Here is a 26,933-nt window from a genome sequence, read left to right on the forward strand (position 1 = left end):
ATMAATCACAGCTCTATCTCATCCCCCAGTGATCAACCGTTTTGTCTGACGACCATAGCGGCTTGGAACCACCTGATCCCATCTCGAACTCAGAAGTGAAACAGGCCAGCGCCGATGGTAGTGTGGCATTTGCCCATGTGAGAGTAGGTCATCGTCAGACTCTTAATTACGAAAGCCCCGATAGCTTATGCTACCGGGGCTTTTTTTTGCCCCAAATTTAGCGCTTAAACGCGTATAGGAGCGTGCTCCTTAAGGCTATCGTTCGGCTATGTTATGGAAGCCAGATTTCAAATACACCGCCACCAAAGGGCCCACCATTGTGGAGCTTGATGTAACCCGTGCGTGCGCCCTCGCTGTGAAGGTCGGCGATCGCAGAGACAAAGAATAGGCCAAGGCTTGTACTGCCGGTGTTGAAATCCAAAGATTTGAAGCTAAACGTTCCCGTATGCTGCATGTTATCAGGGTATCCCTCGCCGTCATCTTCTACACCTATAACAAGATAACCGTCTCGTTTAGCAGCTGTTAGCCTGATTCTGGCTTTGGTGTAACGAATGGCATTATTGATTGTGTTATTCAGCGCGCCAGTAAGTAGATCGGCATCAAAAAAACCATTTATATCTTCTGCTTCAATGCACCAGTCGATTCCCAGTCCTTTGAGAAGCGGTGTGTGCCTAGCAATATGGTCAGATAGGAAGTCAGGTACAAAATGCTCTTCTATGTGTGCGGAAAGGTTGTTTTCACCCAATCTATAGATCCCAAGGAGTTGTACCAAATCGTTATGTATTCGCTCAGCTTCGTACTGGAGGGTGTTGAACTTGGAAGAATCGTTAAGTTTGTCTTCGTTCTCCATCCTTAGCTCATCCAGGGAGTTTAGTAACATCCCTAATGAATTTTTCATATCATGTACGGTTGATGCCAGAACCATGGAGAAGTCGATATTTCGATTTTTCATTGGTTCAGTTCCTTCAATTTACGTTGCAGGGCAAGATAACGCCGATATTGCCCATGTTGTTCAGGGAGGCCGGCTAACCGGTTTAGATGATACTGACAGAGCTCCTTTAGAGCCTTGTTTCCTGCGTTGACTTCATACTCTTTGATGAGCACTTGAACCTGGTTCAGGTTCAAAGCAGGGTGGTTCGGTATCATCTCCAAGGCATTAATGAAGATGTTTCGAGCCTCTTTAAGGTTACCTGATTCAAAGGCTGCTATGCCCTCCCGGTTAAGGCGACGGGCTTTGATTTTTGTGCGGAAGCTAACGGGTTCATCAAGCAAACTTTCTATTTTTCTGACGGCGGCAGAGTTGTCACTAAACTCGTCGGCCATCTCTCCAAGCAATGATTTTGCTTCGCTTCCGTAACCAAGGCTGTAGAGTGTCTTCGTGTAATCAAGGCCCGTCTCCAGGCCTACCGAACGAATATTGTTTAGTTGCGGCCGAACACTTTCCAGCACTTTTTCCGCTTCTTGTAAGTTTTCTTGGCCTGCGTAGATTCGGCATTGAGTAATCCTGCTGCGAAGTTCAAGAATGTGGTTGCCGGGAAATCGCTTTTCTAACTCGGCAAGAGTTGAGAATGCTTCTTTGGCAATTGCCTTACCTTCTCTACTCGTATTGCCATCGCTCAGTTCGCACAAAGTGTTACTCAGGGAAAGGTAGTGGTCTGCACTGTCATGAATGGAGTGTGCCCCAAGGTTGACGGTTTTCCGCCATGCCTGCACAGCGGTTTCCATGTCCTGATTTGACTCTGCCAATTCAGCCAAGTGTTTCTGGCGAGGCAATGCGTTGGGCGAATAACGGGTGGCCTGTTCTAGAATTTTTTGAGCCTGTGCTGGGCGATTCTGACACTCAAGGCCTTCTGACAAGAGGTCATAGGCTTCCATGTAGTCAGGATGGTCGGCTACCAGTTGTCGTAAACACTCCACTGCTTCCTCGTAATGGCGGTTGGCCAGTAATACTTTGCTACGGCCGTGCTTGGCCCAGGGCAACTCACGTTGTGAGAGAATCTCATCATAAATCTTAATGGCATGGGAAAGATCGCCTAGCTGGAAATAGAGCTCTCCAAGCGTTTTCATAAGCCATGTTTTATAGCGTGGAAGTCGGGGCAGGGCGTTTATACAGAGTGAGATGGCTTCCGGATAATTTTCTCGATCGATTTCCCGGTTGATCGGAAGTAAAGCATTACGTTGGTTGATCAGACTACCGAGACGCTTCTCAAGCATGGCTAAATTAATCGGCTTTGTCAGATAGGCGTCGGGTTGGTTTTCGCGGGCCCCCATAACCATCTCTCTGGAGCTCTCTGAAGTCACCAATAAAAAAAGTGACGTTCGTTTGAGAAGCTTCTTGTGGCGGAGTTCTTCCAGAATATGTTGGCCATTCATGCCGTCACCTAAATTGTAGTCGCATAGCACTACGTCAACATGATTGTAGGTGCAGTACTCAACGGCAGGCCTAGCATGGGCAACCAGTTCAATATTGTCAGCACCACAGCCGCGAAGCATATGGCGCATTGAGAGTCGGAAGTTCTCAAAATCGTCGATCACGAGATAGGCGAGACTCCCAAATACGCCGCGGTCTGAAGCGGAATTTGTCACGACGGTATTCATGAACGTTTTTGTTTAAGCAGTTTGTTTACCATAGCTCTTAAAGCTGCAGGTTTAACCGGCTTATAGAGGATCTGATACCCGCGATCAATCGCGTCGTCGCGGACTTCGGGAGCCATATACCCGGTTATCAATATGCCCGGCATGTTGTACCCGAAGGTCTCTCGTAGAGCGTCCATTGCATCCAGCCCATTCTTGTCATTATCAAGTTGATAGTCTGCAAGTATAATATCGGGTTGCCTACCTTGAAGTTGCAATAGGGAGTCTTCCAGGCTTTCAGCCGCAGTGACATCGCACTTCCAGTTCCCCAAAAGCGCGACCATACCCTGCAAGATAGCGGAATCGTTGTCGATGCATAATACGTTCAGGCCGCCAAGGCTAGAAACGCGTCGTGCGCTAATACTCGAAGTTTCTGCAGTTTGGTACGTCTGATCGGCTTGAGCCAGGGGAACTGTTATGCCAAAAACGCTACCTTTACCCTGAACCGATTGAACGGTTACAGGGTGGTTTAGCATGCCACTGATTCGGTCGACGATCGCGAGACCCAGGCCTAGGCCTTTTTTGTCCCGGCCGTGTTGGAAGCGCCGGAACTCTTCGAAAATAAATGTCAGTTGATCGTCTGGAATGCCAGGGCCTGTATCCCATACTTCTATTCGCAGATATCCTTTCAGGCGGCGGCAGCCCAGCAATATTTTCCCGTCTGGGGTGTAGCGTATGGCGTTGGATAGAAAGTTTTGCACAACCCGGCGCAGCAGTTTGGAATCTGAGTGAATCCAGGCGCTGCTTGGTACCACATGAAGTTTAAGACTCTGATCTTCCGCAATGGCAGTAAAGTCGTTGGCCAAGTGGCGCATAATATCGTTAACCGGAAATGCGCTAAGATCCGGCGCCAGCGCTCCTGCATCGAGTTTGGAAATATCGAGAAGGGTGCTGATAATTTCTTCTGCTGCACCAAGTGAGCTGTCGATATGATCCACAAGATCTTTCGTCTCTGTGTTATTAGCCTTGCCTGCAAGAGCCGATGTAAACAAGCGTGCGGCATTCAATGGCTGCAGCAGATCATGGCTCGCCGAAGCTAGAAAACGAGTCTTGCTCTGGTTTGCCTGCTCAGCAACGGACTTGGCTTTGAGCATTTGTTCATTGATAACCTGCAGTTCTTGTGTGCGCTCTTTAACTCGCTGCTCCAAATAGGTATTGGTTTCTTTAAGCGCCTGCTCAGTACGGCGCATCGCTGTAATGTCCTGGAATGTGGTGACATAGCCGCCACCTGGGATTGAGCTTCCGTCGACGCGAACCACCGTTCCGTCTGGCCTCTGGCGCTCATAAGAAATAAGCTGACCTTCACGCATGCTGGCGTAATGATTGGAAATAATTTCATCGATACGTCTGGCCGGCAGGTTGGCATTGGTCAGGTTATAACGCATCAGCTCTTCTGCCGGGCGCCCGACTCTCACAAATCCCTTGGGGTAGGGGAAAAGCTCCAAGTAGCGTTGATTCCAAACCACGAGTTGTTGCTGTTGATTAACCACGGATACGCCCAGGCTTATGTTCTCTATAGCCGATTGCAGCAGCTCACGGCTGAAGGTCATGGCTTGTGAGGCCTCATCAACGATGCTGACCACGTCCTCAATCTGCATGTCTCGGCCGGTGAGGGTCGATTCCAGCACTACCCTTGCGGTAGAAGCTCCAATCACCGATGCCAACTGGCGCTCTATGTATTTCATCAGGTGAGAGGACGCTGGGCGGTGCGGGTGCAATCTTGTAGCATTGCGCCGCTCATAATTTCGGAAAACAACTTCTGAGCGTTCTTCCCCCATGAATCTGTCAGTGAGGGCTTGAAGGTCCGATGTCAGTATCTCGCCCTGCCAGCTTTGATGCTGAACTGTATCCGCCTTCGGGTGGGGATCCTGAAAAAACGAGGCAATCTGAATTTTTTCACGTACTCGCTGACGAGTTATCAGTGAAAGCACAATGTAGACTAGCGTATTGATGCCCAGGCTCCAGATAATGCCGTGGCTGGTCTGGTCGAGATCCAGTCCGAATAGCGCGGTTGGCCTTGTCCAGTGAAGTCCCCAGACACCTTGGTTGATCAACGAATCGGTAAACCAGCCAGTGGATGCCAGCGCAGGCAAAAGCAGTGTGTAGCACCATAAGAAAAAGCCGAGCCCCAGACCCCATGCTGCTCCTGTGGCATTGCCGCGACGCCAGAGGATGCCGCCAACTAACGCCGGCCCAAACTGTGCTGCTGCCGCAAACGACAGAAGCCCGAATGAGGTTAGGCTGTAATCTTCTCCTGCCATCCGATAAAAGCCGTAGGCAGTCAACAAAACCACAAAGATCGCGACCCGACGAATGCCTAGTAATAGAGAGCTGAGGTCAGCTTGTCGGTTCATCCGTGGCCGAAAAAATTTGAGCAAAGCTGGCATAATTATTTCATTGCTTACCATCGTAGCAATGGCGACAGAGCAGACGATAACCATAGCCGCAGCTGCGGAGCCACCGCCCAAGAATACAAGAATGGCTAGCCATTCTTTGCCAGCCATAATGGGCAATTGAAGGATAAGGATGTCGGGATTGCTGGCCATGGTTTCTGGAGCCAAAAGACCAGCGGCGGCAATAGGTAGCACGAATGCGCTGGCCACAATAAGATAAATCGGCATGGCCCACCGGGCAACTTCGAAGTCCCGGTGATCCGTGTTTTCTACCACCATTACGTGAAACTGTCGTGGTAGGCAGATAATAGCCAGCATCGCAACGAGGGTTTGGGTTATGAACGCAGGCGCCTCAATGGCATCGGTTGTAAGAATGCCGGTCAGATCTGCCTGCTTTACGTTTTGGAGCAGATCGCCAAAGCCGTTGTAAAGCCCGTATCCAACAAACAGTCCCACGGCGACAAAGGCAACAAGTTTGATCAGTGATTCGAAGGCCACAGCTTGAATCATACCGCGATGGTGTTCCGTAGATTCCAAATGGCGGGTACCGAAAAGCACGGTAAACGCTGTCAGCGCCAGAGTGATGTACCAAGCCGCATCGTTCCAGGCTGCGGTACTCAGTTCTTGGGAACCAGTGCCTGTGCTGGACAGAACACTGAAGCCCATGGCGATCGCCTTTAGTTGCAGGGCAATGTAGGGCACGCTGCCAATTAAAGCGAAGGCTGCGATCATGGCAGCCAGCAGCTGGGATTTTCCATACCGGGATGCAATAAAGTCAGCGATGGAGGTGCTGTTGTTGCGCTTGCTTATATAAATAATCCGACGTAGCAATGGCGCGCCGAAGACAAAAACCAGTAAGGGGCCAAGATAAATGGGGAGAAAGCCTAAACCTTCCTGAGTGGCCCGGCCCACTGCGCCGTAGAAAGTCCAGGAAGTGAAATAGACCGCCAGTGACAGTGAATAGACATGCGTTCGCGCCAAGCGGCGCCGATACAATCCGGGATGTTTATCCCCCGCCCAGGCGATGACAAACAGGACCGAGATGTAGGTGATGGAAATGAGAACCAGCAGCCAGACACTAATCATATTTATACACTTCCGTCAGGTGGGCGGTTTACCTGGCCTTGTTACCGGAATATCAGTACACGCATACACTGGATAAAAGCGGATCGTTCAGGTTCAGAACTTTGAGGTTGTCTACCCGGGGTGTTCCATCAGAGCCAAGAGGAACCACCTCTTGGGAAACACAATTAATAATGTGAACCCGGTGTGAAACTGTGTCCGTTAACTTCTGTTCAAAGCGGTAGAGGGTGAACCTGATTATATCCGGGTTGTTGGTGTCCCGGGCGATGCTGTCCGTGTCCACAGTGGAGAATGCGGTTACGTACGGGTAAGCCAAAGACCAAGGGCGCCAAAAAATCCCTTTGCTCTCTGTGCTCACGACCACAGCCTCTTCGGGCAAGCGTGACTGTTTATGGTCATACCACGTGTACTCTCCGTGGATCAGGTAGCCAAGCATACCTGCACCGGCAAAGACGGGAATAATCCATTTGGGCGCCATGTTGCGGGTGACAGCCCGGATTCCCAGAGCGATGCCAGCGGCGCCCAGCCCGCAAAATACAGTGGCGACAAGAGTCCAGAACATAAATGCGTTTCCTTAAAAAAAGAACGGGCTCCCTCATAGAGGAAGCCCGTTCAGTAACAACCTGTCCACTCAATCAGTGAAGCAGGCTGGATTGTTGCTTAGTGGTCTTGGGCTTGTCCAGCACCACGAGGGTAACGGACGCTTTCAACCAGCTCCTGAATCTCAACGGGCGGCTCTTCAGTTGCATTGGATACAGCAAAGGCTACCGCAAAGTTGACGACGGCACCAATTGCACCGATAGACAGTGGAGAGATACCGAGTACCCAGTTGGCAGGGGTGTCAGCAAGGTTTGCGGTGCCTGGGATGAAGAACCATCCTTTGTACACGAAGATGTACGAAAGGGTGAAAACCAAACCACACAGCATGCCCGCAACCGCGCCGGTGTTGTTAACGCGCTTGGAGAAAATGCCCATCATCAGGGTTGGGAACAACGAGGCGGCTGCGATACCAAACGCCAGAGCTACAACCTGAGCTGCGAATCCTGGCGGGTTGGCGCCAAGGTATGTCGCTACAACAATCGTAACGGCCATCGCGATACGGGCTGCCATCAACTCTCCCTTCTCCGTAATACCCGGATTAATCGAGCCCTTGATCAAGTCGTGACTGATTGCCGAAGATATAGCCAGCAACAGGCCTGCTGCTGTCGATAGTGCGGCTGCCAGACCACCTGCGGCAATTAACCCGATAACCCATCCTGGAAGATTGGCAATTTCGGGGTTAGCCAGTACCAGAATGTCACGGTTTACGTCCAGCTCATTGCCTTTCCAGCCGCGAGTGTCAGCTTCAGCTTGGAAGGAAGGGGCATCGTTATATAGCTGGATGCGACCATCTTCGTTTTTATCAACGAATTTGATCAGGCCCGTGACCTCCCACTCTTTAACCCACTGCGGGCGGTTGTCATATTCAATGGGCTCGGCGGCAGTGCCGTCCGGGTAAATGGTTGTCATCAGGTTCAGTCGAGCCATGGACGCAACAGCCGGAGCTGTGAGATACAGAAGCGCGATGAATACCAAGGCCCAGCCAGCTGACCAGCGAGCGTCGGCAACTTTGGGAACGGTGAAAAAGCGGATGATGACGTGAGGAAGACCAGCGGTACCGATCATCAGCGTCAACGTAAACAGCACCATGTTCAGGTGGCTATCGACGTCTGCGGTGTACTCGTTAAAGCCTACATCGGTAATGACCTGGTTCAGCTTGTCGAGAATTGGCATTCCAGAATCGATGTGGGTGGAGAACAGACCCAACGCTGGAATCGGGTTGCCGGTTAACTGCATTGAGATGAACACCGCCGGAATGGTATAGGCAATGATTAACACAACGTACTGAGCAACCTGTGTATAGGTGATACCTTTCATGCCACCAAGCACGGAATAGATAAAGATTACGACAGCGGCGATCATTAGGCCTGTGGTGGAATCAACTTCCAGGAAGCGGGAGAAGGCGACACCAGCACCAGCCATCTGGCCGATAACGTAAGTCAAAGATGCAACGATAAGGCAGATAACAGCCACTAGTCGGGCTTTCTTGCTGTAGAAGCGATCACCGATAAATTCCGGAACCGTGAACTTGCCGAACTTGCGCAGGTAGGGCGCCAAAAGCATGGCCAACAGCACGTAGCCACCGGTCCAGCCCATCAGGTAGGCTGAGCTTGCATAACCACTGGTGGCAATAATGCCCGCCATAGAGATAAAGGAAGCCGCAGACATCCAGTCGGCACCAATCGCCATACCGTTGGTGATAGGGTGAATACCGCCGCCGGCCACATAGAAGTCTTTTGTACTTCCGGCTTTGGCCCAGATAGCGATAAGGATGTAGATGAGAAATGATCCACCTACAAATAGGATGTTGATTGCAAATTGACTCATATGCTACTCCTCGTCCACGCCGAATTGCTTATCAAGCCTGTTCATGCGCCACGCGTAGTGGAAAATCAGTGCAATGAACGTGAGAATAGAGCCCTGTTGAGCGAACCAGAAGCCTAGATCCGTGCCGCCGATGGGAATACCGGATAGCATTGGGCGCAGAACGATTCCGAAGCCATAAGAAACCAAAGCCCAGACAATCAGGCTCCCAAATATCAGGCGAAGATTCGCCTTCCAGTACTTTTCAGCATCGTAGCTATGACCTGACATAGGATTACTCCTGTCTTGTTGTTGTTGAACTATGGTGGTTTTCCGGTGAGCTGAGCGAGTCAGAGAGTTTATTATTCATATTAGTACTTCTCCTACTTGTTCTCTTCTATGACTCTACCCATCGATCGATTTATAGATATTGGCAAAAAGTCTAATTCTGGGTTTTTTTTGGTGGGAGGCGTCTTTTTTGTGATGCAGGTCAGCTGGTTAGGCTACATTCGGTGTATGTTTTTTAGCCGGCGGTGGTAACGTAATTTATCGTGCAATTCCCTGAGGGTTTTTAGGCCACCCTTGTGAGCTTTGTTTAAAGCAATCAGTGTCAGTTCTGCGGTCGCAAGCGCATCGGAAGCCGCGTGATGCCTTGCACTGACCTCAAGACCAAAGAAATCAGCCAGTGATCAAGTCCTTTGCCACCTGTGGGAGCATTCGGAAAAAACGCGGGTAGCAGGTCGGCTACATCCAGCCAGGTATGGTTCGCGGTGTATCCAAGCTCAGTTTTCAGGGTTTTTTCCAGAAACTTCTGATCGAATGCCGAATGATATGCAAGAACCGGGTCGCCATTCATCCATTCCAAAAGAAACAGCAGCGCATCTTCGGTTTCATGGCCCTGGGTAAGGGCTTCCGTCCCAATACCGTGAATTAGCACTGTCTCGGTGATGTCCAGTTCAGGGCGCCGCAAAATCAGGTCAAACTGATCGCTGAGATCGATTGCCCCGCCGTTGATGGCGACTGCGCCAACGGCTATAACCTGATCCTTGTTTGTATGCAGGCCGGTGGTTTCGAGATCCAGCACTATCAGGCGGCATTCCGAAAGTAACTGATCCCCGGGGTTTTTGGGGCTAGGCATGTTCTCTGGCGCTTTATTGCCTTTCGGGCCGGCGTGGCGACGTTCAATCCACTGTCTGATCTGTTCCAACATAGTGCGAAGGCCTGGGTGTCAGAGTTGGTAGGTAACTTCGAGCTTCTGTTGCAGGCGCTGAGCTGCCGGAACGATTCGCGGAGAATGCGCCTGTCCAGTGGGTTCAGGTCATCAGGATCTATGTAGTTGGTGAGCTCCTCGCCTTTGTCGAGCATTTCCTGATGGGATCTCATACGAATGGCCTGAATAAGGCTGTAGGCATCTTTCCAGGCATTGGCATCTTTGATATCAAAGATGCCTTTCTGGGCAAGCTCGCTCATCCTCTCAAGTGTGTTTGCGCTTTCCACTCCGTTTGCTAGGGCAAACACGCGCACAGATTCCACAAAAGGTGCCAGGCCCTGGCGCTTTAGGTCCAGGCTGTGCTTTTTGTCATCAGACACATAGCGAAAGTTTCGGAACATGGTCAGCGGTGGCTTCCTTTGAAATGCATTGCCCGCCAGCATCTTTTGGAACAGATCGTTTTTACGGATTCTGGTGAGTACTTTTTCAAGGAGTGCGTGTACAGAATCGGTGGGGCCGAACACGGCCCTCATATCCAGAAAGATGGATGAGTAGACCAGGTTTTGTGGGGTGGAGGCATCAATGAAGCGGATGAACCAGTCATCCCATTCCTGATCGCTCAGGCACAGCTTCGGGTTGCTCGCCATTATATTACCCTTGCACAGGGTAAAACCGCACTCAGCAAGCTCGTCGTTGACGGTCCGAGCGAACGGCAGCAGCCTCTCACGCGCTTGATCTTCGGTCATGCCTTCCGGAGTTTGAAACAGGATACCGTTATCCTGATCGGTCAGCAGAGTTTGTTCCTGTCGGCCTTCGCTGCCAAACGTGAGCCAGGTGAAAGCTATGCCTGGGTCATTTTTCTTGATGTTCAGTTCAAGTACGCGTCGCACCGTTACGTCGTTGAGTGTGGTAATGATTTTCACAACCTGGCCTGAGGCCGCCCCGTGAGCCAGCATGGCATCGACCAACCGGGAGACGTCAGAACGCAGGCTGACCAGCGTGCGCAAATGCGTGGCGGTACTGATGGTGCGGGCGAGATTCACCAAATCGACCCGTTGCAGGGAAAACAGATCCCGTTCCGATACCATTCCAATCAGCCGGTTGTCCTCATCCACTACGCAAAGATGCGCAAAATGGTGTTCTGCCATTAGCATGGCTGCGTCAAATGCATCTGCCTGCGCGGGCAAGCAACAAGGATCTTTCGTCATTATCTGACGGACCGGTGCGTCTAAAGGGCACGTGTCTTCTGCAATCATGGTACGCAGGTCGCGAAGGGTAAAAATGCCGGTGGGGTGCCTGCCGTCATCGGTGATTACAATGCTGCCGACGTTATTTTCATGCATGCGGGCGACCGCTTTGCGCACCGGGAGGTCCGGAGAGCACACGATGGGATTGCGCAGCGCATAGCGCTCTAGAGGCGTGCTCAGAGATATGCTTGAGCCCATGGACGCCATGGCGCCCGTTTGTATGCGTTGGTTCACCTGGTCCAGAAGGCTGCTGACACCGCGCATGCAGAAATCGCGGAAAGACTCGCTTTCGGAAAACAGGGTGACGAAGGCGTCCTGTTCAATACTTAAACAAAACGTGTCCCCAGCTGCGCGATGCAGTGTTCGCGTGGGTCGCTCACCTATGATAGCTGCCAGTGGAAAACATTCGCCCAGGCTGATCTCAAAGGTTGTTTCGGTTTTGTCAGCTTTTTGATTATGGCGCTCGCCACGAATCCGTCCTTGTTTGACAACGTAAAACCTTCGAACGATACCGTTGTCAGGCGACAGAACCACGTCTCCGTCGGCATAAAAACGCAGTGTGGCGTGTTCAGCAAAATGGGCGAGGTGATCCTCGCCCATGCTGGAGAAGGGGGCATGCGCCTGTAAGAAGCCCATAATGGAGCGGGTATTCTGGGGGCGTGTACTTTCCTGGTTTGCTGATGCCATAGCCTGTTCCGCTTGATCGTTATTAATGCCATCTTACATTGTAGAGCACGTGAGCGAGTGTTCGCGTAATTCCTCTGCATTCTTTATGGAGGGCGGGCCGAGTGGTAAAGTTCGTCTACTCAACAGGTTATTGAAAGCACGGCCATGACAACCAAAAATGATCGCCTCAGTTTTCTTGAGGAAATGAAAGATGTCCGGCGCATTCGAAAACCCAATCGCGCCGAGATAACCACGCCCCGTGAGCTGACGCCCGGCCACCTGGAGCGCCAGCGTGCTGCTGTGGAAAAGCCGCTCAGAGACGCTAACCCGCTAACTTCTGAGATGGTGGAGCCTTTAACAGCGCACGATATCCTCTGCTGGCAGCGCTCTGGCATCCAACATGGAGTGTTTCGTAAGCTCAGGCTTGGGCAGTATCCCATTGAAGCAAGGCTGGACCTGCACCGTATGACGGTTGAGCAGGCGCGCAGGGAAGTGTTTCAGTTTATCGGAGATTGTGTCCGCTACGGTTTACGATCCGTCATAATCCTTCACGGGAAGGGGGAGCGTAACCCTGATGGCATAGCTCAGCTCAAAAGTTATCTGGCTAAGTGGCTGCCAGAGCTCCCGGATGTAATGGCGATTCATTCGGCCCAGAAACACCATGGTGGAACTGGGGCGGTGTATGTCATGGTGCGTAAAAGTGATCGGAACAAGCAGCATAATCGCGAACTGTATGGATCCGGCTAGCACTGCTCTTTGCGCTTTTTACGCACTGGGAGCGTCAGGCAAGCCTTCACCCTGAATTGAATTGAGGAATTTATTATGAAGAGAATCGCATTGGCGTTGTTTGTTGTTTTAGCCCTGGCCGGCTGTAAAGACCGTGTAATCTGGGACGACAAGGGCAAGATTGATGAAAAAACCGAGAACCGCGAGGTATGGGACTCCAACGGAAAAATGAACACCGAAGATCGCGAAGTTTGGGTAAACAAGGATGGCGAAAAAGTTGTGAAATAACGCCTTGGCAGAAGGCAATGAAAGTCCTCCGGACATATAAAACAAAGAGCCTGGAGAGTGCAGCCGGGACAAAGAGCGGGAGAGAGCAGGAATGGCACTGAGCCTTACAGTTAACGGCGAGCAGCGCTTGCTGGATATTGAGGGTGATACCCCCCTTTGTGGGTATTACGTGACGAACTGGGGCTCAAGGGCACCAAATTTGGTTGTGGTGTTGGCCTCTGTGGCGCCTGTACGGTGCACCTGGATGGGCAGCCGGTGCGTTCCTGCTCAACCCCGGTGGAGTCGGTAGCAGGTGGTGACGTGACCACCATCGAGGGTCTGACAAATGGTGATCAGTTGCACGCCCTGCAAGAAGCATGGATTGCAGAGGGTGTACCGCAGTGTGGCTACTGCCAGTCCGGGCAAATAATGAGCGCTGCTCATCTTCTGGCAAGCAATCCGGCGCCTGCCCGAGACGAGATTGTGGCTGCTATGACGGGCAACCTTTGCCGGTGTGGTACCTACTCGCGAATCATTGCCGCGGTTGAGTCGGTGGCTGGAAGCTCTTCAATAGAAGGTTCTCTGGCATACGATGCAGTGGCCGTCGGGGAGGCAAACTGATATGGCGATGAACCGACGCAACTTTCTTAAGGTAAGTGCTGGCACGTCCGGCTCCTTGATGCTGTCCCTCTCGCTCCCCGGTTGCTCAGGAATGCCGACCGGCTATACGCAGGAAACCGGTGAGTGGAAGCCGGATGCCTGGCTTGAGATAACAAATAAAGATGAGATTCACTTTACTTTGTCTCGAGTGGAAATGGGGCAGGGAACCTATACCGGGCTTACCACCCTGATTGCAGAAGAGCTGGAAGTGGATCCCGAGTCGATTATGCCCAGGTTTGCGCCTGTGGCGCCGGAATACCGCAACCCTTTATACAAACTGCAGCTGACCGGCGGCAGTACCAGCATCGCAACCAGTTGGGAGCCGCTGCGCACAGCCGGTGCTTCGGCAAGGCAAATGCTCATTTTGGCGGCCGCAAGAGTGTGGCAGGTAGATGCAGCCGAATGTTCGGCGCACCAAGCCGGGTGTTGCACCCCAATGGCCTGGATTCCATGCGCTACGGGCAGCTGGTGGAGTTGGCATCCAAGGAAATCATACGCGGTGACATTGCGTTGAAACCTGCCAGTGAGTGGAAGTACATCGGCAAACAGCGGGGCCGGCTTGATGCCCGTGCCAAATCCACTGGTACAGCGGTTTACGGCATAGATGTTGAACTTCCCGATATGGTTTACGGCGTGGTAAGCCGTCCGCCGCGATACGGTGCCCGGGCCAAGACCTTCAATGAAAGTGACGTCCGCGCTATGGCGGGTGTTCTTGATGTGTTTGAAATCGAGCGCGGCGTGGCTATTGTTGCCGACAAGTACTGGCGTGCCCGAAAAGCCAGGATGCCTTGAACGTAGAGTGGGATTACGCAGATGCCCTGTCGCTTTCCACCGACGAGGTGTTTGCCTCCTACCGACAGGCTGCCGATGAGGATCGCGGAGAGTCCGAGCGTAGCGAAGGCGATTATGAAGCGGCTGTTGGTGAAGCAGGGAAGGTGTTCGAAGCGGAATACAGTCAGCCTTACCTGGCCCACTCAACCCTGGAGCCCATGAATGCAACGGCGTGGTATCAGGAGGGCGGCATCGAAGTATGGGCACCCACGCAGGCTCCGGATCTTGGCCGCATAGCAGCCGCTCGGGTAACCGATCTTTCCCCCGATGATGTCACCATCAATACCACCTTTCTCGGTGGCGGGTTTGGCCGTCGCCTGACCCAGGACTACATCGAAGAAGCTGCGGCGGTCGCTTACCGCGTCAAAAAGCCGGTGAAGGTGATCTGGTCACGGGAAGAAGACACGCAGCACGACTTGTTTCGCCCGGCCATGCTTCATCGTATGCAGGCTGGCCTTGACGGCAATCAGTTGACCGGCTGGCATCACCAGATCGTTGGCCCCCAGCTGCTTGACTGGTATGTGCGAAATGCTGCGCCCGCCCAGTATCCCTGGGCGCCCAAGTTCATGTATGACACCCTGGGTAAAGTTGGCTTGCTTGCCGAAGGTATTGCAACGCCCAAGGATATGTCCGCCATTGAAGGGGCCATAGAGTATCCCTACAACGTGGGCAATATAGATATCCGCCACACCCATACCGACCCCGGTGTACCGGTGACCTTCTGGCGGTCAGTGGGTTACTCGCACAATGGTTTTGCCGTTGAAACCTTTATGGACGAACTGGCTCACGAAACCGGAGAAGATCCCTATCAGTTCCGCCGCAAACTGCTGGCGGGTCAACCCCGGCACCTGGAAGTGCTCGATAGAGCGGTGCGACTAGCGGGCTGGGATGTGCCGGTTGCGGAAGGCCGCGGGCGAGGCATAGCCTTGTTCAAGAGCTTTGGAACCTTTGTCGCGCAGGTGGTAGAAGCGGGCGTGGAGAATGGAGCCATCAAGGTTTATAAGGTGGCCTGTGCCGTGGATTGTGGCCAAGTGGTTAACCCGCGCATTGTAGAAGATCAAATCGAGGGTGGGATCGTCTTTGGGCTGACAGCCGCGCTGTACGGCGAGATAACCTTCGAGAATGGTCAGGTGAAGCAGAGCAACTTCCACGATTACCAGTTGATGCGACAGTATGAACTACCTGAAGTAACGGTGGATATCGTTCAGAGCACTGAAGCTCCAACAGGTGTCGGCGAGCCTGGAGTCCCTCCGGTTATTCCGGCCTTGGGCAATGCGCTGTTTGCTCTTACGGGCAAGCGCCAGCGCAGTTTGCCCCTGAAAGCCGATGCCTGACACCTCAGCCGCACTGGTGGTCAGTGGCCATGAATCGGTGATCAAGGATGTTTTGGCATGGCTTGAGCAGGGCAGGCGGGTGTGGTTATGCACCATTGTGGAAACCTGGGGCTCATCGCCCCGGCCGGCAGGTTCGTGGCTGGCGGTGAGTGACTCGGGGCAGTGGAGTGGTTCGGTGTCCGGCGGCTGTCTGGAAGAAGATCTCCTGCGCCGCACCGCCGGAGACGGCGCTGACTCCCCGGTCGTCATCGATTACGGAATTACCGATAATGATCGTGATGATTTTCAGCTGCCCTGTGGCGGCCGTATCCGGTTGTTGGTAGAGCCACTGGGTGATGCATCAGAAAAAAGCAGCGCAGCAATCGAGCATGTGCGACAGCTGGCTAAAGCTTTGATCCACCGTGAGCCGGTAACCCGCAAGGTCAGCCTGCAAGGTGTTGTGGCACTGGAACAAGCGGTATCTGCTGCTCGCCCAGGTGTTGTATTTGATGGAAAAGAGCTGCTTCACACGCTACAGCCTGAGTGCAGATTGCTGCTGATCGGGGCCGGAGAGGTAGCGCGTTACGTGGCGGAATTTGCGATCGCCGCTGATTTTACCGTGACCCTTTGTGAGCCGCGGGAAACGTTTGCGTCTGGCTGGGGGCACCAGCACCTGCCACTTGACCGTCGCTTGCCGGACGATCTGATAGCAGAGTCTTTCAACGACATTTGGTGCGGAGTGCTGGCACTGGCCCATGATCCGCGAATCGACGATATGGGCTTACTGGCTGCGTTGCAGTCACCGGCGTTTTACGTGGGTGCTATGGGCTCAAAACGAACATCCGAGACACGGCGGGAACGCCTGGCATTGCTGGGGCTTGAGGAGGCGGCATTGCAGCGCTTACGGGCGCCGATTGGCGTGAACATTCCCAGCAAGACCCCCGCAGAAATTGCCATTTCTGTTGTTGCTGAGCTGATTGCGGCGCGGCATCATTTGCGAACAACCCATGAGCCATTACTTTCACCTTATGGAACCTAAACTGTGTTTGATGTAACCCGATACGCTGTCGCTGCCAAATCCATAGTGGATGCCGGATGTTTTCTATACGGGCGCGGCTGGTCGCCGGCCACAAGTAGCAACTATTCCGCCCGCATAGACAGCGAACACCTTGCCATTACCGTATCCGGTCGCCACAAGGGGCAACTGAGTGCAGGAGATGTCATGGTGGTAGACCTTCAAGGCAGGCCTGTGCAAAGTGATTGCCGCGCCTCTGCAGAGACCCTGTTGCACACGGCGCTGTATCAGGTGTTTCCGGATGCTGGGGCAGTCCTTCATACACACTCTGTTAACGCGACCGTGCTGAGCCGGCTGGTACTAGCCGGGGAACTTCTTACGTTTGAAGGCTACGAACTGCAAAAAGCCTTTGACGGCGTGGATACGCACAATTCAGTCGTGACGGTACCGGTTTTCGAGAACACCCAGGACATTGAAGCGCTAGCCCGGGAAACCCGGGAGTGGTTTCTGGAGCACCCTCGGCAGCCTGGCTACCTGATTCGCGGGCACGGACTATACACCTGGGGCAAAACCATGGCGGATTGCCTGCGGCATGTGGAGGCTTTTGAATTTTTGTTTGAATGTGAGCTTGCAACCATGAGGATTCGCCCATGACGACTCTGAGTATTTTTGACGCACATAACCCGGAAGCTGCTCCGGCTGTAACCGAGGACGCTGGTGAAATCGGCCAGTTGCTGCAGCGCAAAGGTGTCCGCTTTGAACGCTGGCCAACCCAGGATTTAGCGGCGGATGCAACGCCGGAACAGATTCTGGAAGCCTACAGCCTTGAGATTGCAAAGCTGAAGGCCGAGAGAGGGTTTCAAACCGCAGATGTGATTAGCTTGAATCCGGATAACCCCCAGAAAGAGGCTTTCCGAAAGAAGTTTCTGGATGAGCACACTCACAGCGAAGACGAGGTACGCTTTTTCGTACGCGGGCAGGGCATATTCTATCTGCATCTTGGCGACCAGGTGTTTGCGGTTCAGTGCCAGAAAAACGACCTGATCAGCGTGCCTGAAGGCACCCGGCACTGGTTTGATATGGGGCCCGAACCGGAGTTTACCTGCATTCGCCTGTTTACCAACCCGGAAGGCTGGGTAGCAGAGTTTACCCGTGAAGATATTGCAGGGCGCTTGCCGCGCTTTGAGGCGTTAGAAGGGGCGACCGTATGATACGGGTGATTCTAACGGATATTGAGGGTACCACCAGCTCAATATCTTTTGTGCACGATGTCCTGTTTCCCTATGCGGCTGAGCACCTGCCAGGATTTATCCGTGAACAGCAGGGTAACCCTGAAGTGTCGGGGCAGCTTGATCTGGTCGCGGACGAAGCCGGCGCAGACCGAGGCGATATTGATGCGCTGATCGAAACGCTGCAAGGGTGGATTCGCGAAGACCGTAAGACAACGTCACTGAAAGCGCTTCAGGGTATGGTCTGGGAGCAGGGGTACCAGCAGGGTGAGCTTAAGGGCCATATCTACGAAGATGCCGCACAGTACCTGCAGCAATGGCATGACCGTGGCCTGCGTTTATATGTCTATTCTTCCGGTTCGGTTAAAGCCCAGAAGCTGATTTTTGGCTTCACTACGGCCGGTGATTTCACGCCGTTTTTCTCCGGCTACTTCGACACCCGGATTGGTGGCAAGAAAGAGCCGGAAGCCTACCGCAATATTCTCAGTGAGCTTGGCGTAAAAGCTCGACGATTCTGTTTCTCTCAGATGTCGAGGCCGAACTCGCGGCCGCTGAGGCTGCCGGCATGAAAACCGCCTGGCTGGTTCGGGACGGGGAGTTGCCAGAATCTGGGCATTTTGTGGCCCGGAATTTCGCCGAAGTGGATGCTGCTCTGCTGCAAAAGCGGTAGCTGTTCGCCAGCGAATGCGGTGGGTGCCAGGAGGTAAACATGTCAGCACTCCGATCTGCCCGACTGCTTGGCTCCGCTGTGGTCGTGTTGCTGCTGGTTGGTTGTAACCCCTTTTCAGGTGCCCGTTCAATGATGGACGAATACGTGGAGCGTGTTGGCCGGGTGCTGGATGCAAAGCCAGAGTTTTCGGAGATTCCTGCAGCAAAGATTATACCGAGGCGTCGTAACCGCGTACTGCCGATGCCGGACCTGGAATTGGGTATGCTGGATTTCCTGTCGTTATACGGCTGCGAACTACAATATGTGGTGGGTGAGAAAAACTCCGTCATGGGCAAGGTGATGCAGCCTCTTAATCGCCTGCGCTATGAGGTTCGTTTTATTCGGGCCGCCGGCGAGTGTCTGAAAACGGTAGACAATGAAGAGCTTCAGGATGTTTTACAAAAGGCTATCGTCAGCAAGCGTGAATCACTGCCGATTGCCATCTGGAACGCAACCTGGGGCGTGGAAGAAGTAGAAACTCTGTTCACGCTCGCCAAAGGTGAGTACCCGGTTGACGTTCAAGACCCACTCACGGATCTTGCCCGGGATGCTCGCCAGTTAAACAAATCAGTGGCGGTGCTTCTTGAGCAGAATCTTGAAGTGGATCTGGGTTTTTGGGGCAAGGTGCATCAGCGTTGGCAAGCGGAATACCGGGCTGGCCAGTTGATCAACAGCGCCCGGCTGGTTACTGCTCGCCTCGGGGATGCCACCCGCCTTATTCGCCAACGTCTGGACAACCGTCCGCTGTGCCTCAACGGCAAATCCAATAACCAATCCGACATTGTTCAAGGTATGTTTTTCAGTATTTATATTGGGAAAATACAGCCTTACCTCGCCGATTTGCGGCGTGCCCGTACGGATTTTATAGAACCCTTATCTGAGCTGGCGGTTATGCAGTCAGAGGTCATGCCGCCAGGTTTTCAGGAGTGGAGTCGCTCAACGCTGGCTCTGGGTGGCCCGGAAAGCGTGTGGGCTAATCTGGATAACGCCGTAAAAACCCATACCAAGGCCTGGCAAGCGCTGCTGGAGCAGTGTGGATTGAGGCCCGGGGCATAGCCGCAACTTTCCTTGGGCTCGCTCCCAACTTGTCCCGCTGTCAGCGTTGGCTTGCCGGCGTAACCCTGAGTATTTCTTCAACGGTAGTCAGGCCACTGGCCACTTTCTGGGCGCCGCTTAAACGCAGTGATTTCATGCCTTCCCGGTAGGCGTCCAGCCGCAGCTGTTCCAGCTCGCAGTGGTCAGTAATCTGGCTTGTCAGTGCACCCGAAAGCGTCATGATTTCATACACTCCCGCACGGCCAAGGTAGCCGGTATTGCGACATTCCAGGCAGCCCACGGGTTTATGGAACTGTTTTGGCGGCGGAGCTTTCCAGGGCTTGGTCAGGGTTTCCCAAGCCTGGATGTCAACGGGAGTCGGGGCTTTGCAGTGTGGGCACAGAGTTCTAACCAAGCGTTGTGCCATAACCCCTAGCACGGTGGCGCGAATCAGGTAGGGCGGGATGCCCAGCTCCATCATTCGGGTAAGGGCGCTTGGGGCGTCGTTTGTGTGCAGTGTTGAGAGTACCAGGTGCCCGGTCAGCGCTGCCTGTACCGCCATTTCGGCGGTTTCCAGGTCGCGGATTTCACCAATCATAATGATGTCCGGGTCCTGCCGCAGAAGGGCCCGGACGCCGCCGGCAAAGGTCAGATCAATATTGGTCTGAACCTGCATTTGGTTGAACGCCGGCTCAACCATCTCGATGGGGTCTTCGATGGTACAAACGTTCAGCTCGGTAGATGCGATCTGTTTCAGGGTGGAATACAAAGTGGTGGTTTTGCCCGAGCCCGTGGGGCCGGTTACCAGCACAATTCCGTGGGGCTTTGAGGTTGCCTCCTGCCAGCGCTCCCGGTCTTCGCGGCTGAAACCCAGCTGTTCGTAGGATTTTAGTAGCACATCCGGATCAAATATCCGCATCACCATTTTTTCCCCGAACGCGGTCGGCATGGTGGCCAGGCGCAGCTCCACTTCACTGTTGTCGGGTTTGCGGGTTTTCAGGCGGCCATCCTGGGGCCTGCGTTTTTCAGCGACGTTCAACCGCCCCAGAATTTTGAGCCGGCTGGTAATGGCCATGCCCACATGCTCAGGGAACTCGTAAACGCTGTGCAATACGCCATCAATGCGAAAGCGGATGTGGGTCAGCGTGCGTCTTGGTTCAATGTGAATGTCCGATGCGCGCTGATCAAACGCGTACTGTAGTAGCCAGTCGACGATGCGTACAACATGCTGGTCGTTTGCATCCGGGCTGTCACTGGCACCCAGGTCCAGCAGTTGCTCCAGATTCTGGTGGCCGGCGTTGTTGCCCAGGGCCTGGCCGCCGCTGGCCTTACTGACAGAGTTTGCCAGCTGATAAAACTCGACGCAGTAGCGGCGGATATCTTCGGGATTAGCCACTACCCGGCGGATATCCTTGCGCACCGCCTGGCGCAAGTTGCCCTCCCAGTCACTTTTGAAGGGTTCGGCACTGGCTACCAGAATTTCGTCGGGCCCTATCTCGACCGCCAGAATGCCGTGCCTTTGTGCAAATGCGTAAGACATGACCCGGGCAATCGCAGGCGTATCTATTTTCAAAGGATCAATGTGGTAGTAGGGCTGGTCTGCCCAGTAGGCTAGCCATTGGGTCAGCCGTTCGATATCCAGGGTTTTACCGCTTTGGTCACTCGTGAGCGCTGCAATAGCAACCAGTTCGAGAGGGTGACGCTTTGCTGTCTGGTTGCTGGCGGCGCCGAGGTTGGCAGAAAGAACCCGCTCTGCGTTTTCTTGGCTGATTTCGCCGTCGCCGACCAGCGCCGTGCAGATATCCCGCAGGGTCAGAGTGCTTCGTAGCGGCACAGGTGGCCTTGATGAACGCTCTGTTTTAATGGAATCGGGCATAGGGTGTCACTTTCCGGTATTGAAACATGTCAGCCTGTAACCGGCCGGTTCACTTTCAGATGAATCAGCGCCATGGTGAATAACAGGAAGGTCAGTGTCATGAGGATAACCGGGCCAGGCGCACCCTGACTAAGCCATGAGGAAACCACTGCTTGGGTGAAGTAAAAAATCACGACAAAGGCTAACCAGATATAGCCGCGGTTGTTGCCACGGAACACGGGTAGCACCAATGCCAGCAGTGGGATTAGCTTGACCGATAGAATCAACGCTATGGAAACCCCTTCAACCGGTGCAGGGTAAAAGGTTGTAAGCAACAGGGTTGCCAGTACTGTCAGATAAAGAAATTGGGTTGCCCGCGCAGTGTGCCGGGCTTTGTGGTTATGGAGCATGGTCGGATTCCCGAAAAGTATAAAGTGCTTTACGTTGCGCGGCTGTGTTGGTGTCAGTCTGCCAATTTGAGCGCCAGGTTTGCGAGGCGCTCGCCAAAGAGCTGGCAAAGTGCTTTTTCATGCTTGCTCAGGGGCTGCTGCTCAGCGGTGCCGGCCCAGTGAGTGGGGCCATAAGGCGTACCCCCTGTTGTCGTCTCGCTGAGGTTTTTATCTGTATAGGGTAGGCCACACAACACCATGCCATGGTGAAGCAGTGGCATCATCATGGTGAGCAGCGTGATTTCCTGGCCTCCGTGCAGGCTTCCAGTTGAGGTAAACGCGCCCGCGGGCTTGCCAACGAGGGCCCCGCTGAGCCAGAGATCACCCGTGGTGTCCAAAAAGTGTTTGAGCGGCGCTGCCATATTGCCGAACCGTGTAGGGCTGCCGATAGCCAAGCCTGCGCAGTTGGCGAGGTCGGACTTACTGGCGTATGGAGCGCCCGCATCCGGAACCTGTGCCAGCGTGGCTTCAGTATCGGGTGAGACCACGGGAACGGAACGCAGCTTAGCCTCAATCCCCGCCACCCTTGCGACACCCCGGCCTATCTGGCTTGCCAGTTCCGCAGTCTGCCCGTTGCGGCTGTAGTAGAGGATCAGAATATAAGGCAGTTGCTCAGACACTTTGGCTTCCTTTAGTCGGCGGTCGTACAATTAAAGAATCGTGAGAATGTTTTCCGGTGGCCGGCCCACGGCAGCTTTGCCATTGGCAAGTACAATTGGCCGTTCAATCAGTTTCGGGTTTGCTACCATAGCAGCAATGAGTTGTTCGCGGCTCAGATCTGGGTTGTCCAGGCCAAGTTCCTTGAATTCGTTTTCGCCGGTGCGCATCAGTTCGCGGGGCTGGTAGTTGAGCGCCACAAGAATATCGGAAAGTTCCTGCTCTGTCGGAGGTGTTTCCAGGTAGCGTATAATCTCCGGCTCAATACCCTGTTCTGAAAGCAGCTCAAGCGCCTGACGAGATTTTGAACAGCGGGGGTTGTGGAAAATTTGGATGGGTTCTGTCATGTTCGTGCCTGTTTGTTGAAATGGAGCTGCAATTGTTTGTGGCGAGCAGTCTAACAGGAGGTTTTCCCTTGCAGAACCCTGTCATCCGCCGGTTACCCCGGCGGGCAGTCGTTATAGTAGCGCTGATTTTTATGGCTTTACTGGCGGGCTGTCAAAAAGTTGAGCTGGAAAGGGCGGAAGGCCCGAAACTGGCGTGGAACGATCTGCGCGGCCAGTGGGTATTGGTTAACTATTGGGCTGAATGGTGCAAGCCCTGCCTGGAAGAAATTCCGGAACTGAATGAGCTGGACAAGTCACCGGACATTACCGTTCTTGGGGTAAATTTTGACGATGTAAAGGGCGAGGCTCTGGTGGATCTGGGCAAGCGTATGGGTATTGAGTTCACCATGCTCGCACAAGACCCTGGCCCTGAATTTGACTGGAAACTCCCGGTTGCCCTGCCGGCAACGTTCATTGTGAACCCCGATGGAAATCTTCTGGAAGCCCGCTTTGGTCCCCAGACGGAAGAAGATATACGCGCATTGATTGGCGGCTGAATGCCGCAGGCGTTTTTTTAGCAAGCACTCATTTTCAGATTTTCCAATGAATATACATGCAGGAACCAGCTGACGTTATGTCGCAGACTTTTGTACACCTTCGCGTGCACTCCGAACACTCCATGGTGGACGGCCTTGTTCGGGTCAAGCCGCTGGTCAAGCGCGTTGTAGAGCTGGGCATGCCCGCCGTCGGGCTTACAGAACAGTCCAATATGTGCTCCCTGGTTCGGTTTTATAAAGCGACAACCGGTGCAGGTGTGAAGCCCGTCATAGGTGCGGATCTTTGGTTGGAGAACCCCGACGAACCTGAGAATCCGTTCCGCCTCACGCTACTGGCGCGGGATAATCAGGGCTATCTCAATCTCACAGAAATTATTTCACTTGGGTATACCCAGGGACAGCGCTACGGCAAGCCGATTATTCAGCGCGAATGGCTGGAGAGCAGGGCTGGCGGCCTTATTGCCATGTCTGGCGCCAAAATGGGTGATGTGTGCAAAGCGTTGCTGGCTGACAAGCCAATGCTTGCAAAAGCGCGAGCTGAGTATTGGATGAACCTTTACCCGGGGTCTTATTATCTGGAGCTGCAGCGAACTGGCCGGCCAGGTGATGAAGACTGCTTGCACATGAGCGTTGAGCTGGCGGAAAAACTCGGGCTCCCTGTTGTCGCAACGAACGACGTACACTTTCTGGAAGCCGACGACTTCGAGGCCCATGAGGCCCGGGTCTGCATTGGTGAAAGCCGGGCGCTAGACGATCCACGCCGTGATCGACGCTTCAGCGATCAACAATACCTCCGCAGTGCGGAGGAAATGATCGAATTGTTCAGTGATATTCCTGAAGCTATTGAGAATACCCTGGAGATAGCGAGACGCTGCTCGGTGACCGTGCGTATGGGCGAGTACTTTCTGCCTAATTACCCGGTGCCCGAAGGCATGACCATGGACGATTACTTTCGCCAGGTCTCGGAGGAAGGGCTGGAAGATCGCCTGGCCAAAACCCTCCCCAAGGACGACCCCGAATACGACAGCAAGCGCGAAGCCTACTATAAGCGGCTGAATTTCGAGCTGGATATCATCATCCAGATGGGGTTCCCTGGCTACTTCCTGATCGTGATGGACTTCATTAAGTGGGCCAAAAATAACGGTGTGCCGGTGGGGCCAGGCCGTGGTTCTGGTGCCGGTTCTCTGGTGGCTTATGCCCAGCTGATTACTGATTTGGATCCGCTGCAATACGATTTGCTGTTCGAGCGCTTCCTGAACCCTGAGCGGGTATCCATGCCCGACTTCGACGTCGATTTTTGTATGGAGGGCCGGGATCGCGTTATTGCCTACGTGGCTGAGAAGTACGGTCGGGAAGCGGTTTCTCAGATTATTACCTTTGGAACCATGGCCGCCAAGGCGGTGGTGCGGGACGTTGCCCGGGTTCAGGGCAAGTCCTATGGCCTTGCAGACAAATTGTCTAAAATGATTCCCTTCGAAGTGGGCATGACCCTGGTCAATGCCGTTGAGCAAGAGCCCGCGCTTAAAGAGTTTCTGGAGCAGGATGAAGAGGCCCAGGAAATCTGGGAAATGGCGCTCAAGCTTGAAGGTGTGTGCCGGAACGCCGGCAAACACGCTGGTGGTGTAGTGATCGCGCCCACCAAGATCACCGACTTCTCGCCGCTGTACTGTGATGATGAAGGCGGCAGCTTGGTGACCCAGTTCGACAAGAACGATGTGGAAGAAGCCGGGTTGGTTAAGTTCGACTTTCTGGGTCTGCGAACACTGACCATCATCGATTGGGCCTTGAAGATGATTAACCCACGGCGGGAAGGCCGTGGCTTGGCACCGCTGGATATAAACGAGATTCCTCTCGTAGATGCCCGCTCATTCGAGATGCTGAAAAAGGCCGAGACCACTGCCGTATTCCAGCTGGAATCCCGCGGCATGAAGGATTTGATCCGTCGGCTCCAGCCAGATTCCCTTGAAGATATGATCGCACTGGTAGCGTTGTTTCGGCCTGGACCGCTGCAATCGGGCATGGTTGACGACTTTATCGACCGTAAGCACGGCAAGCAGCCGATGTCGTTCCCGCATCCGGATTACCAATACGAAGGCCTGAAGCCAGTTCTGGAGCCCACCTACGGGGTCATCCTTTACCAAGAGCAGGTTATGCAGATTGCTCAGGTAATGGCCGGCTACTCCCTGGGTAACGCCGACATGCTGCGCCGCGCCATGGGTAAGAAAAAACCCGAGGAGATGGCAAAGCAGAAGCAGTTTTTCCTAGATGGTTGCAAAGGTAATGGCATCAATAAGACCCTCGCGGAAAACATTTTTGATTTGGTTGAGAAGTTTGCCGGCTACGGCTTCAACAAATCCCACTCTGCGGCCTACGCGTTGGTGTCTTATCAGACCCTGTGGCTGAAGGCCCACTACACGGCCGAGTTCATGGCTGCAGTACTGACTGCAGATATGCAGAACACGGATAAAGTAGTCACGCTGGTTGAGGAGTGCCGCAACCTCAAGCTGGACTTGGTGCTGCCAGATGTAAGCCGTTCGGAATATACCTTCACCGTTAACGATGAAGGTCAGGTTGTTTATGGTCTTGGTGCCATCAAAGGGTTGGGAGAAGGGCCTATTCAGGCCATTGTAGATGGCAGGGCCGACGGCGAACCCTATCTGGACATATTCGACTTCTGCCGCAAGGTAGATCTCAAAAAAATCAACAAACGTGCTATGGAGGCCATTATCCGTTCTGGCGCCATGGATAAGCTTGGCGCCAGTCGCGCACAGCTTATGGCTAGCGTTCCGAAAGCGGTGCAGCAGGCGGATCAGCAATCCCGCAACGAATCCGTGGGTATGATGGATATGTTCGGGGAAATGCTCGAAGCCAGTGATGGAGGCGACCCGTATGCAGATGTGGCCGATGTGCGGGAATGGCCTGAAAAGCAACGCCTGAAGGGTGAAAAAGATACCCTTGGCCTCTACCTCACAGGGCACCCGTTCGACGAGTACGAGCGGGAAGTCCGGCGCTTTGTGCGCTCATCCATTGCCGATCTCAAGCCCAATAAATCACCGCAACGGGTGGCGGGGCTGGTGATTGCGCAGCGAACCATGAAAACCCGCACAGGTTCAACCATGTGCTTTATTACCCTGGATGATCGTAGCGCGCGAATTGAAGCTACGTTGTTTTCCGAGGCTTTTTTTGAACACCGGGAACTATTGCAATCAGATCAAGTGATTGTGGTTGAAGGCCAGGTGAGCCACGATGATTATTCTGGCCAGATGAAAATGCGCGTTAACTCCGTAATGGATGTGCCAGTGCTCGCAAGCAGTTTAGTCGGGGCTTGAAGTTGAACCTTCAGGCGGACCAGCTGCAGAACGGTCTGCTGGATAAAATCGATAGCACGCTGCGGCCATTTCGTTGTGAAGGTAGCCCGGTCTGGATCGAATACAGCAGCCCCGAAGCCAGCACGCGAATCGAGCTGGGAGAAGCCTGGCGTGTGCAGCCGGACGACAATCTATTGTTGGAGTTGAAGCACCTGGTGGGCGACCAGTGCGTAGAACTGGTCTATGATTGAGTGAGTAAGGCAAAGAATTGCACGGAAGGTTAAATTTTTGTCAGATTGCGGACTCATACCAATGTCCGCTTTAGCCATGACCCGGGCACTGCTATCTTTGTTACAAATT

20 protein-coding genes, 1 rRNA gene and 5 pseudogenes are annotated in these 26,933 nt (G+C 53.5%); 14 read left to right on the plus strand and 12 right to left on the minus strand.

What is annotated here, in order from left to right:
* The first annotated feature begins 44 nt into the window (after positions 1–44).
* A 5S ribosomal RNA gene (gene rrf / locus BCA33_RS18105) occupies positions 45–160 on the plus strand.
* Positions 161–271: 111 nt separating this feature from the next.
* On the opposite strand, the gene BCA33_RS18110 is transcribed toward rrf, so the two are convergent.
* The 8 genes and pseudogenes from BCA33_RS18110 to BCA33_RS18145 all read right to left on the minus strand — a co-directional run bounded on the left by BCA33_RS18110 (position 272) and on the right by BCA33_RS18145 (position 11,657).
* Positions 272–952 (minus strand): sensor histidine kinase KdpD, encoded by a 681-nt coding sequence (locus tag BCA33_RS18110; protein ID WP_071268063.1) that lies wholly within the window; start codon positions 950–952, stop codon positions 272–274.
* The gene (locus BCA33_RS18115) at positions 949–2,598 is read right to left on the minus strand and encodes a tetratricopeptide repeat-containing response regulator (RefSeq protein WP_175469836.1); all 1,650 of its coding nucleotides are present in this window, start codon (positions 2,596–2,598) and stop codon (positions 949–951) included. The genes BCA33_RS18110 and BCA33_RS18115 overlap by 4 nt, the downstream gene beginning before the upstream one ends.
* Positions 2,595–6,113: a NahK/ErcS family hybrid sensor histidine kinase/response regulator gene (locus tag BCA33_RS18120; protein ID WP_071268065.1), complete on the minus strand. Its 3,519-nt coding sequence runs from the start codon at positions 6,111–6,113 to the stop codon at positions 2,595–2,597. The genes BCA33_RS18115 and BCA33_RS18120 overlap by 4 nt, the downstream gene beginning before the upstream one ends.
* 52 nt (positions 6,114–6,165) lie before the next feature.
* A complete protein-coding gene (locus BCA33_RS18125) occupies positions 6,166–6,672 on the minus strand; it encodes a hypothetical protein (RefSeq protein ID WP_071268067.1) in 507 nt (168 codons plus the stop codon).
* A gap of 98 nt (positions 6,673–6,770) precedes the next feature.
* A complete protein-coding gene (locus tag BCA33_RS18130; RefSeq protein ID WP_071268069.1) occupies positions 6,771–8,537 on the minus strand; it encodes a sodium:solute symporter family protein in 1,767 nt (588 codons plus the stop codon).
* Between the two features lie 3 nt (positions 8,538–8,540).
* Positions 8,541–8,804 carry a DUF4212 domain-containing protein gene (locus BCA33_RS18135; RefSeq protein WP_071268071.1) on the minus strand — a complete coding sequence of 88 codons (264 nt, stop codon included), beginning with the start codon at positions 8,802–8,804 and terminating at the stop codon, positions 8,541–8,543.
* A 212-nt stretch (positions 8,805–9,016) separates the two neighbouring features.
* A pseudogene (locus BCA33_RS18140) lies at positions 9,017–9,723 on the minus strand (PolC-type DNA polymerase III).
* An 18-nt stretch (positions 9,724–9,741) separates the two neighbouring features.
* Positions 9,742–11,657: pseudogene (locus BCA33_RS18145) on the minus strand (putative nucleotidyltransferase substrate binding domain-containing protein).
* A gap of 144 nt (positions 11,658–11,801) precedes the next feature.
* Here BCA33_RS18145 and smrA point away from each other — a divergent pair.
* The 11 genes and pseudogenes from smrA (at position 11,802) to BCA33_RS18190 (ending at position 19,442) form a co-directional block, all read left to right on the plus strand.
* A complete protein-coding gene (gene smrA / locus BCA33_RS18150) occupies positions 11,802–12,383 on the plus strand; it encodes a DNA endonuclease SmrA (protein ID WP_071268073.1) in 582 nt (193 codons plus the stop codon).
* A 75-nt stretch (positions 12,384–12,458) separates the two neighbouring features.
* Positions 12,459–12,650, plus strand: coding sequence for a membrane lipoprotein lipid attachment site-containing protein (locus BCA33_RS18155; RefSeq protein WP_071268075.1), 192 nt, complete (start codon positions 12,459–12,461; stop codon positions 12,648–12,650).
* 91 nt (positions 12,651–12,741) lie between these two features.
* Positions 12,742–13,250, plus strand: a pseudogene (locus tag BCA33_RS18160) ((2Fe-2S)-binding protein).
* A gap of 1 nt (position 13,251) precedes the next feature.
* On the plus strand, positions 13,252–13,803 hold the full coding sequence (locus BCA33_RS22345) for a molybdopterin cofactor-binding domain-containing protein (protein WP_254774596.1): 552 nt from the start codon (positions 13,252–13,254) through the stop codon (positions 13,801–13,803).
* Positions 13,800–14,081 (plus strand): hypothetical protein, encoded by a 282-nt coding sequence (locus tag BCA33_RS22350; protein WP_254774597.1) that lies wholly within the window; start codon positions 13,800–13,802, stop codon positions 14,079–14,081. Before BCA33_RS22345 ends, BCA33_RS22350 begins: the two co-directional genes overlap by 4 nt.
* Entirely contained in the window at positions 14,078–15,454 is a 1,377-nt protein-coding gene (locus BCA33_RS22355) for a xanthine dehydrogenase family protein molybdopterin-binding subunit (protein ID WP_254774598.1), read from the plus strand. Before BCA33_RS22350 ends, BCA33_RS22355 begins: the two co-directional genes overlap by 4 nt.
* A complete protein-coding gene (locus BCA33_RS18170) occupies positions 15,447–16,472 on the plus strand; it encodes an XdhC family protein (protein ID WP_083394824.1) in 1,026 nt (341 codons plus the stop codon). Before BCA33_RS22355 ends, BCA33_RS18170 begins: the two co-directional genes overlap by 8 nt.
* Positions 16,473–16,475: 3 nt before the next feature.
* Positions 16,476–17,102, plus strand: a complete 627-nt coding sequence (locus BCA33_RS18175; protein WP_071268077.1) for a methylthioribulose 1-phosphate dehydratase — start codon at positions 16,476–16,478, stop codon at positions 17,100–17,102.
* Positions 17,099–17,659 carry an acireductone dioxygenase gene (locus BCA33_RS18180; RefSeq protein WP_071268079.1) on the plus strand — a complete coding sequence of 187 codons (561 nt, stop codon included), beginning with the start codon at positions 17,099–17,101 and terminating at the stop codon, positions 17,657–17,659. Before BCA33_RS18175 ends, BCA33_RS18180 begins: the two co-directional genes overlap by 4 nt.
* Positions 17,656–18,347: pseudogene (mtnC, locus tag BCA33_RS18185) on the plus strand (acireductone synthase). The gene BCA33_RS18180 and the pseudogene mtnC overlap by 4 nt, the downstream one beginning before the upstream one ends.
* Before the next feature lie 39 nt (positions 18,348–18,386).
* Positions 18,387–19,442, plus strand: coding sequence for a DUF3080 domain-containing protein (locus BCA33_RS18190; RefSeq protein WP_071268081.1), 1,056 nt, complete (start codon positions 18,387–18,389; stop codon positions 19,440–19,442).
* A 40-nt stretch (positions 19,443–19,482) separates the two neighbouring features.
* Here BCA33_RS18190 and BCA33_RS18195 read toward each other — a convergent pair whose 3' ends face one another.
* Genes BCA33_RS18195 through arsC form a run of 4 tightly spaced genes read right to left on the minus strand, consistent with a single transcriptional unit; the run spans position 19,483 to position 22,729 of the window.
* Complete coding sequence (locus tag BCA33_RS18195; RefSeq protein ID WP_071268083.1) at positions 19,483–21,297, minus strand: GspE/PulE family protein; 1,815 nt, start codon at positions 21,295–21,297, stop codon at positions 19,483–19,485.
* Between the two features lie 29 nt (positions 21,298–21,326).
* Entirely contained in the window at positions 21,327–21,686 is a 360-nt protein-coding gene (locus tag BCA33_RS18200) for a DUF2069 domain-containing protein (protein WP_071268085.1), read from the minus strand.
* A gap of 53 nt (positions 21,687–21,739) precedes the next feature.
* Entirely contained in the window at positions 21,740–22,345 is a 606-nt protein-coding gene (gene wrbA / locus BCA33_RS18205; protein ID WP_071268087.1) for an NAD(P)H:quinone oxidoreductase, read from the minus strand.
* Between the two features lie 30 nt (positions 22,346–22,375).
* On the minus strand, positions 22,376–22,729 hold the full coding sequence (gene arsC, locus BCA33_RS18210) for an arsenate reductase (glutaredoxin) (RefSeq protein WP_071268089.1): 354 nt from the start codon (positions 22,727–22,729) through the stop codon (positions 22,376–22,378).
* 131 nt (positions 22,730–22,860) lie between these two features.
* On the opposite strand from arsC, the gene BCA33_RS18215 reads away from it, so the two are divergent.
* Complete coding sequence (locus tag BCA33_RS18215) at positions 22,861–23,265, plus strand: TlpA disulfide reductase family protein (RefSeq protein WP_139173059.1); 405 nt, start codon at positions 22,861–22,863, stop codon at positions 23,263–23,265.
* A gap of 77 nt (positions 23,266–23,342) precedes the next feature.
* Positions 23,343–26,824, plus strand: a pseudogene (gene dnaE, locus BCA33_RS18220) (DNA polymerase III subunit alpha).
* Positions 26,825–26,933: the final 109 nt, after the last annotated feature.

The organism is Marinobacter sp. AC-23 (genome assembly GCF_001858325.1).
Lineage (GTDB): Bacteria > Pseudomonadota > Gammaproteobacteria > Pseudomonadales > Oleiphilaceae > Marinobacter.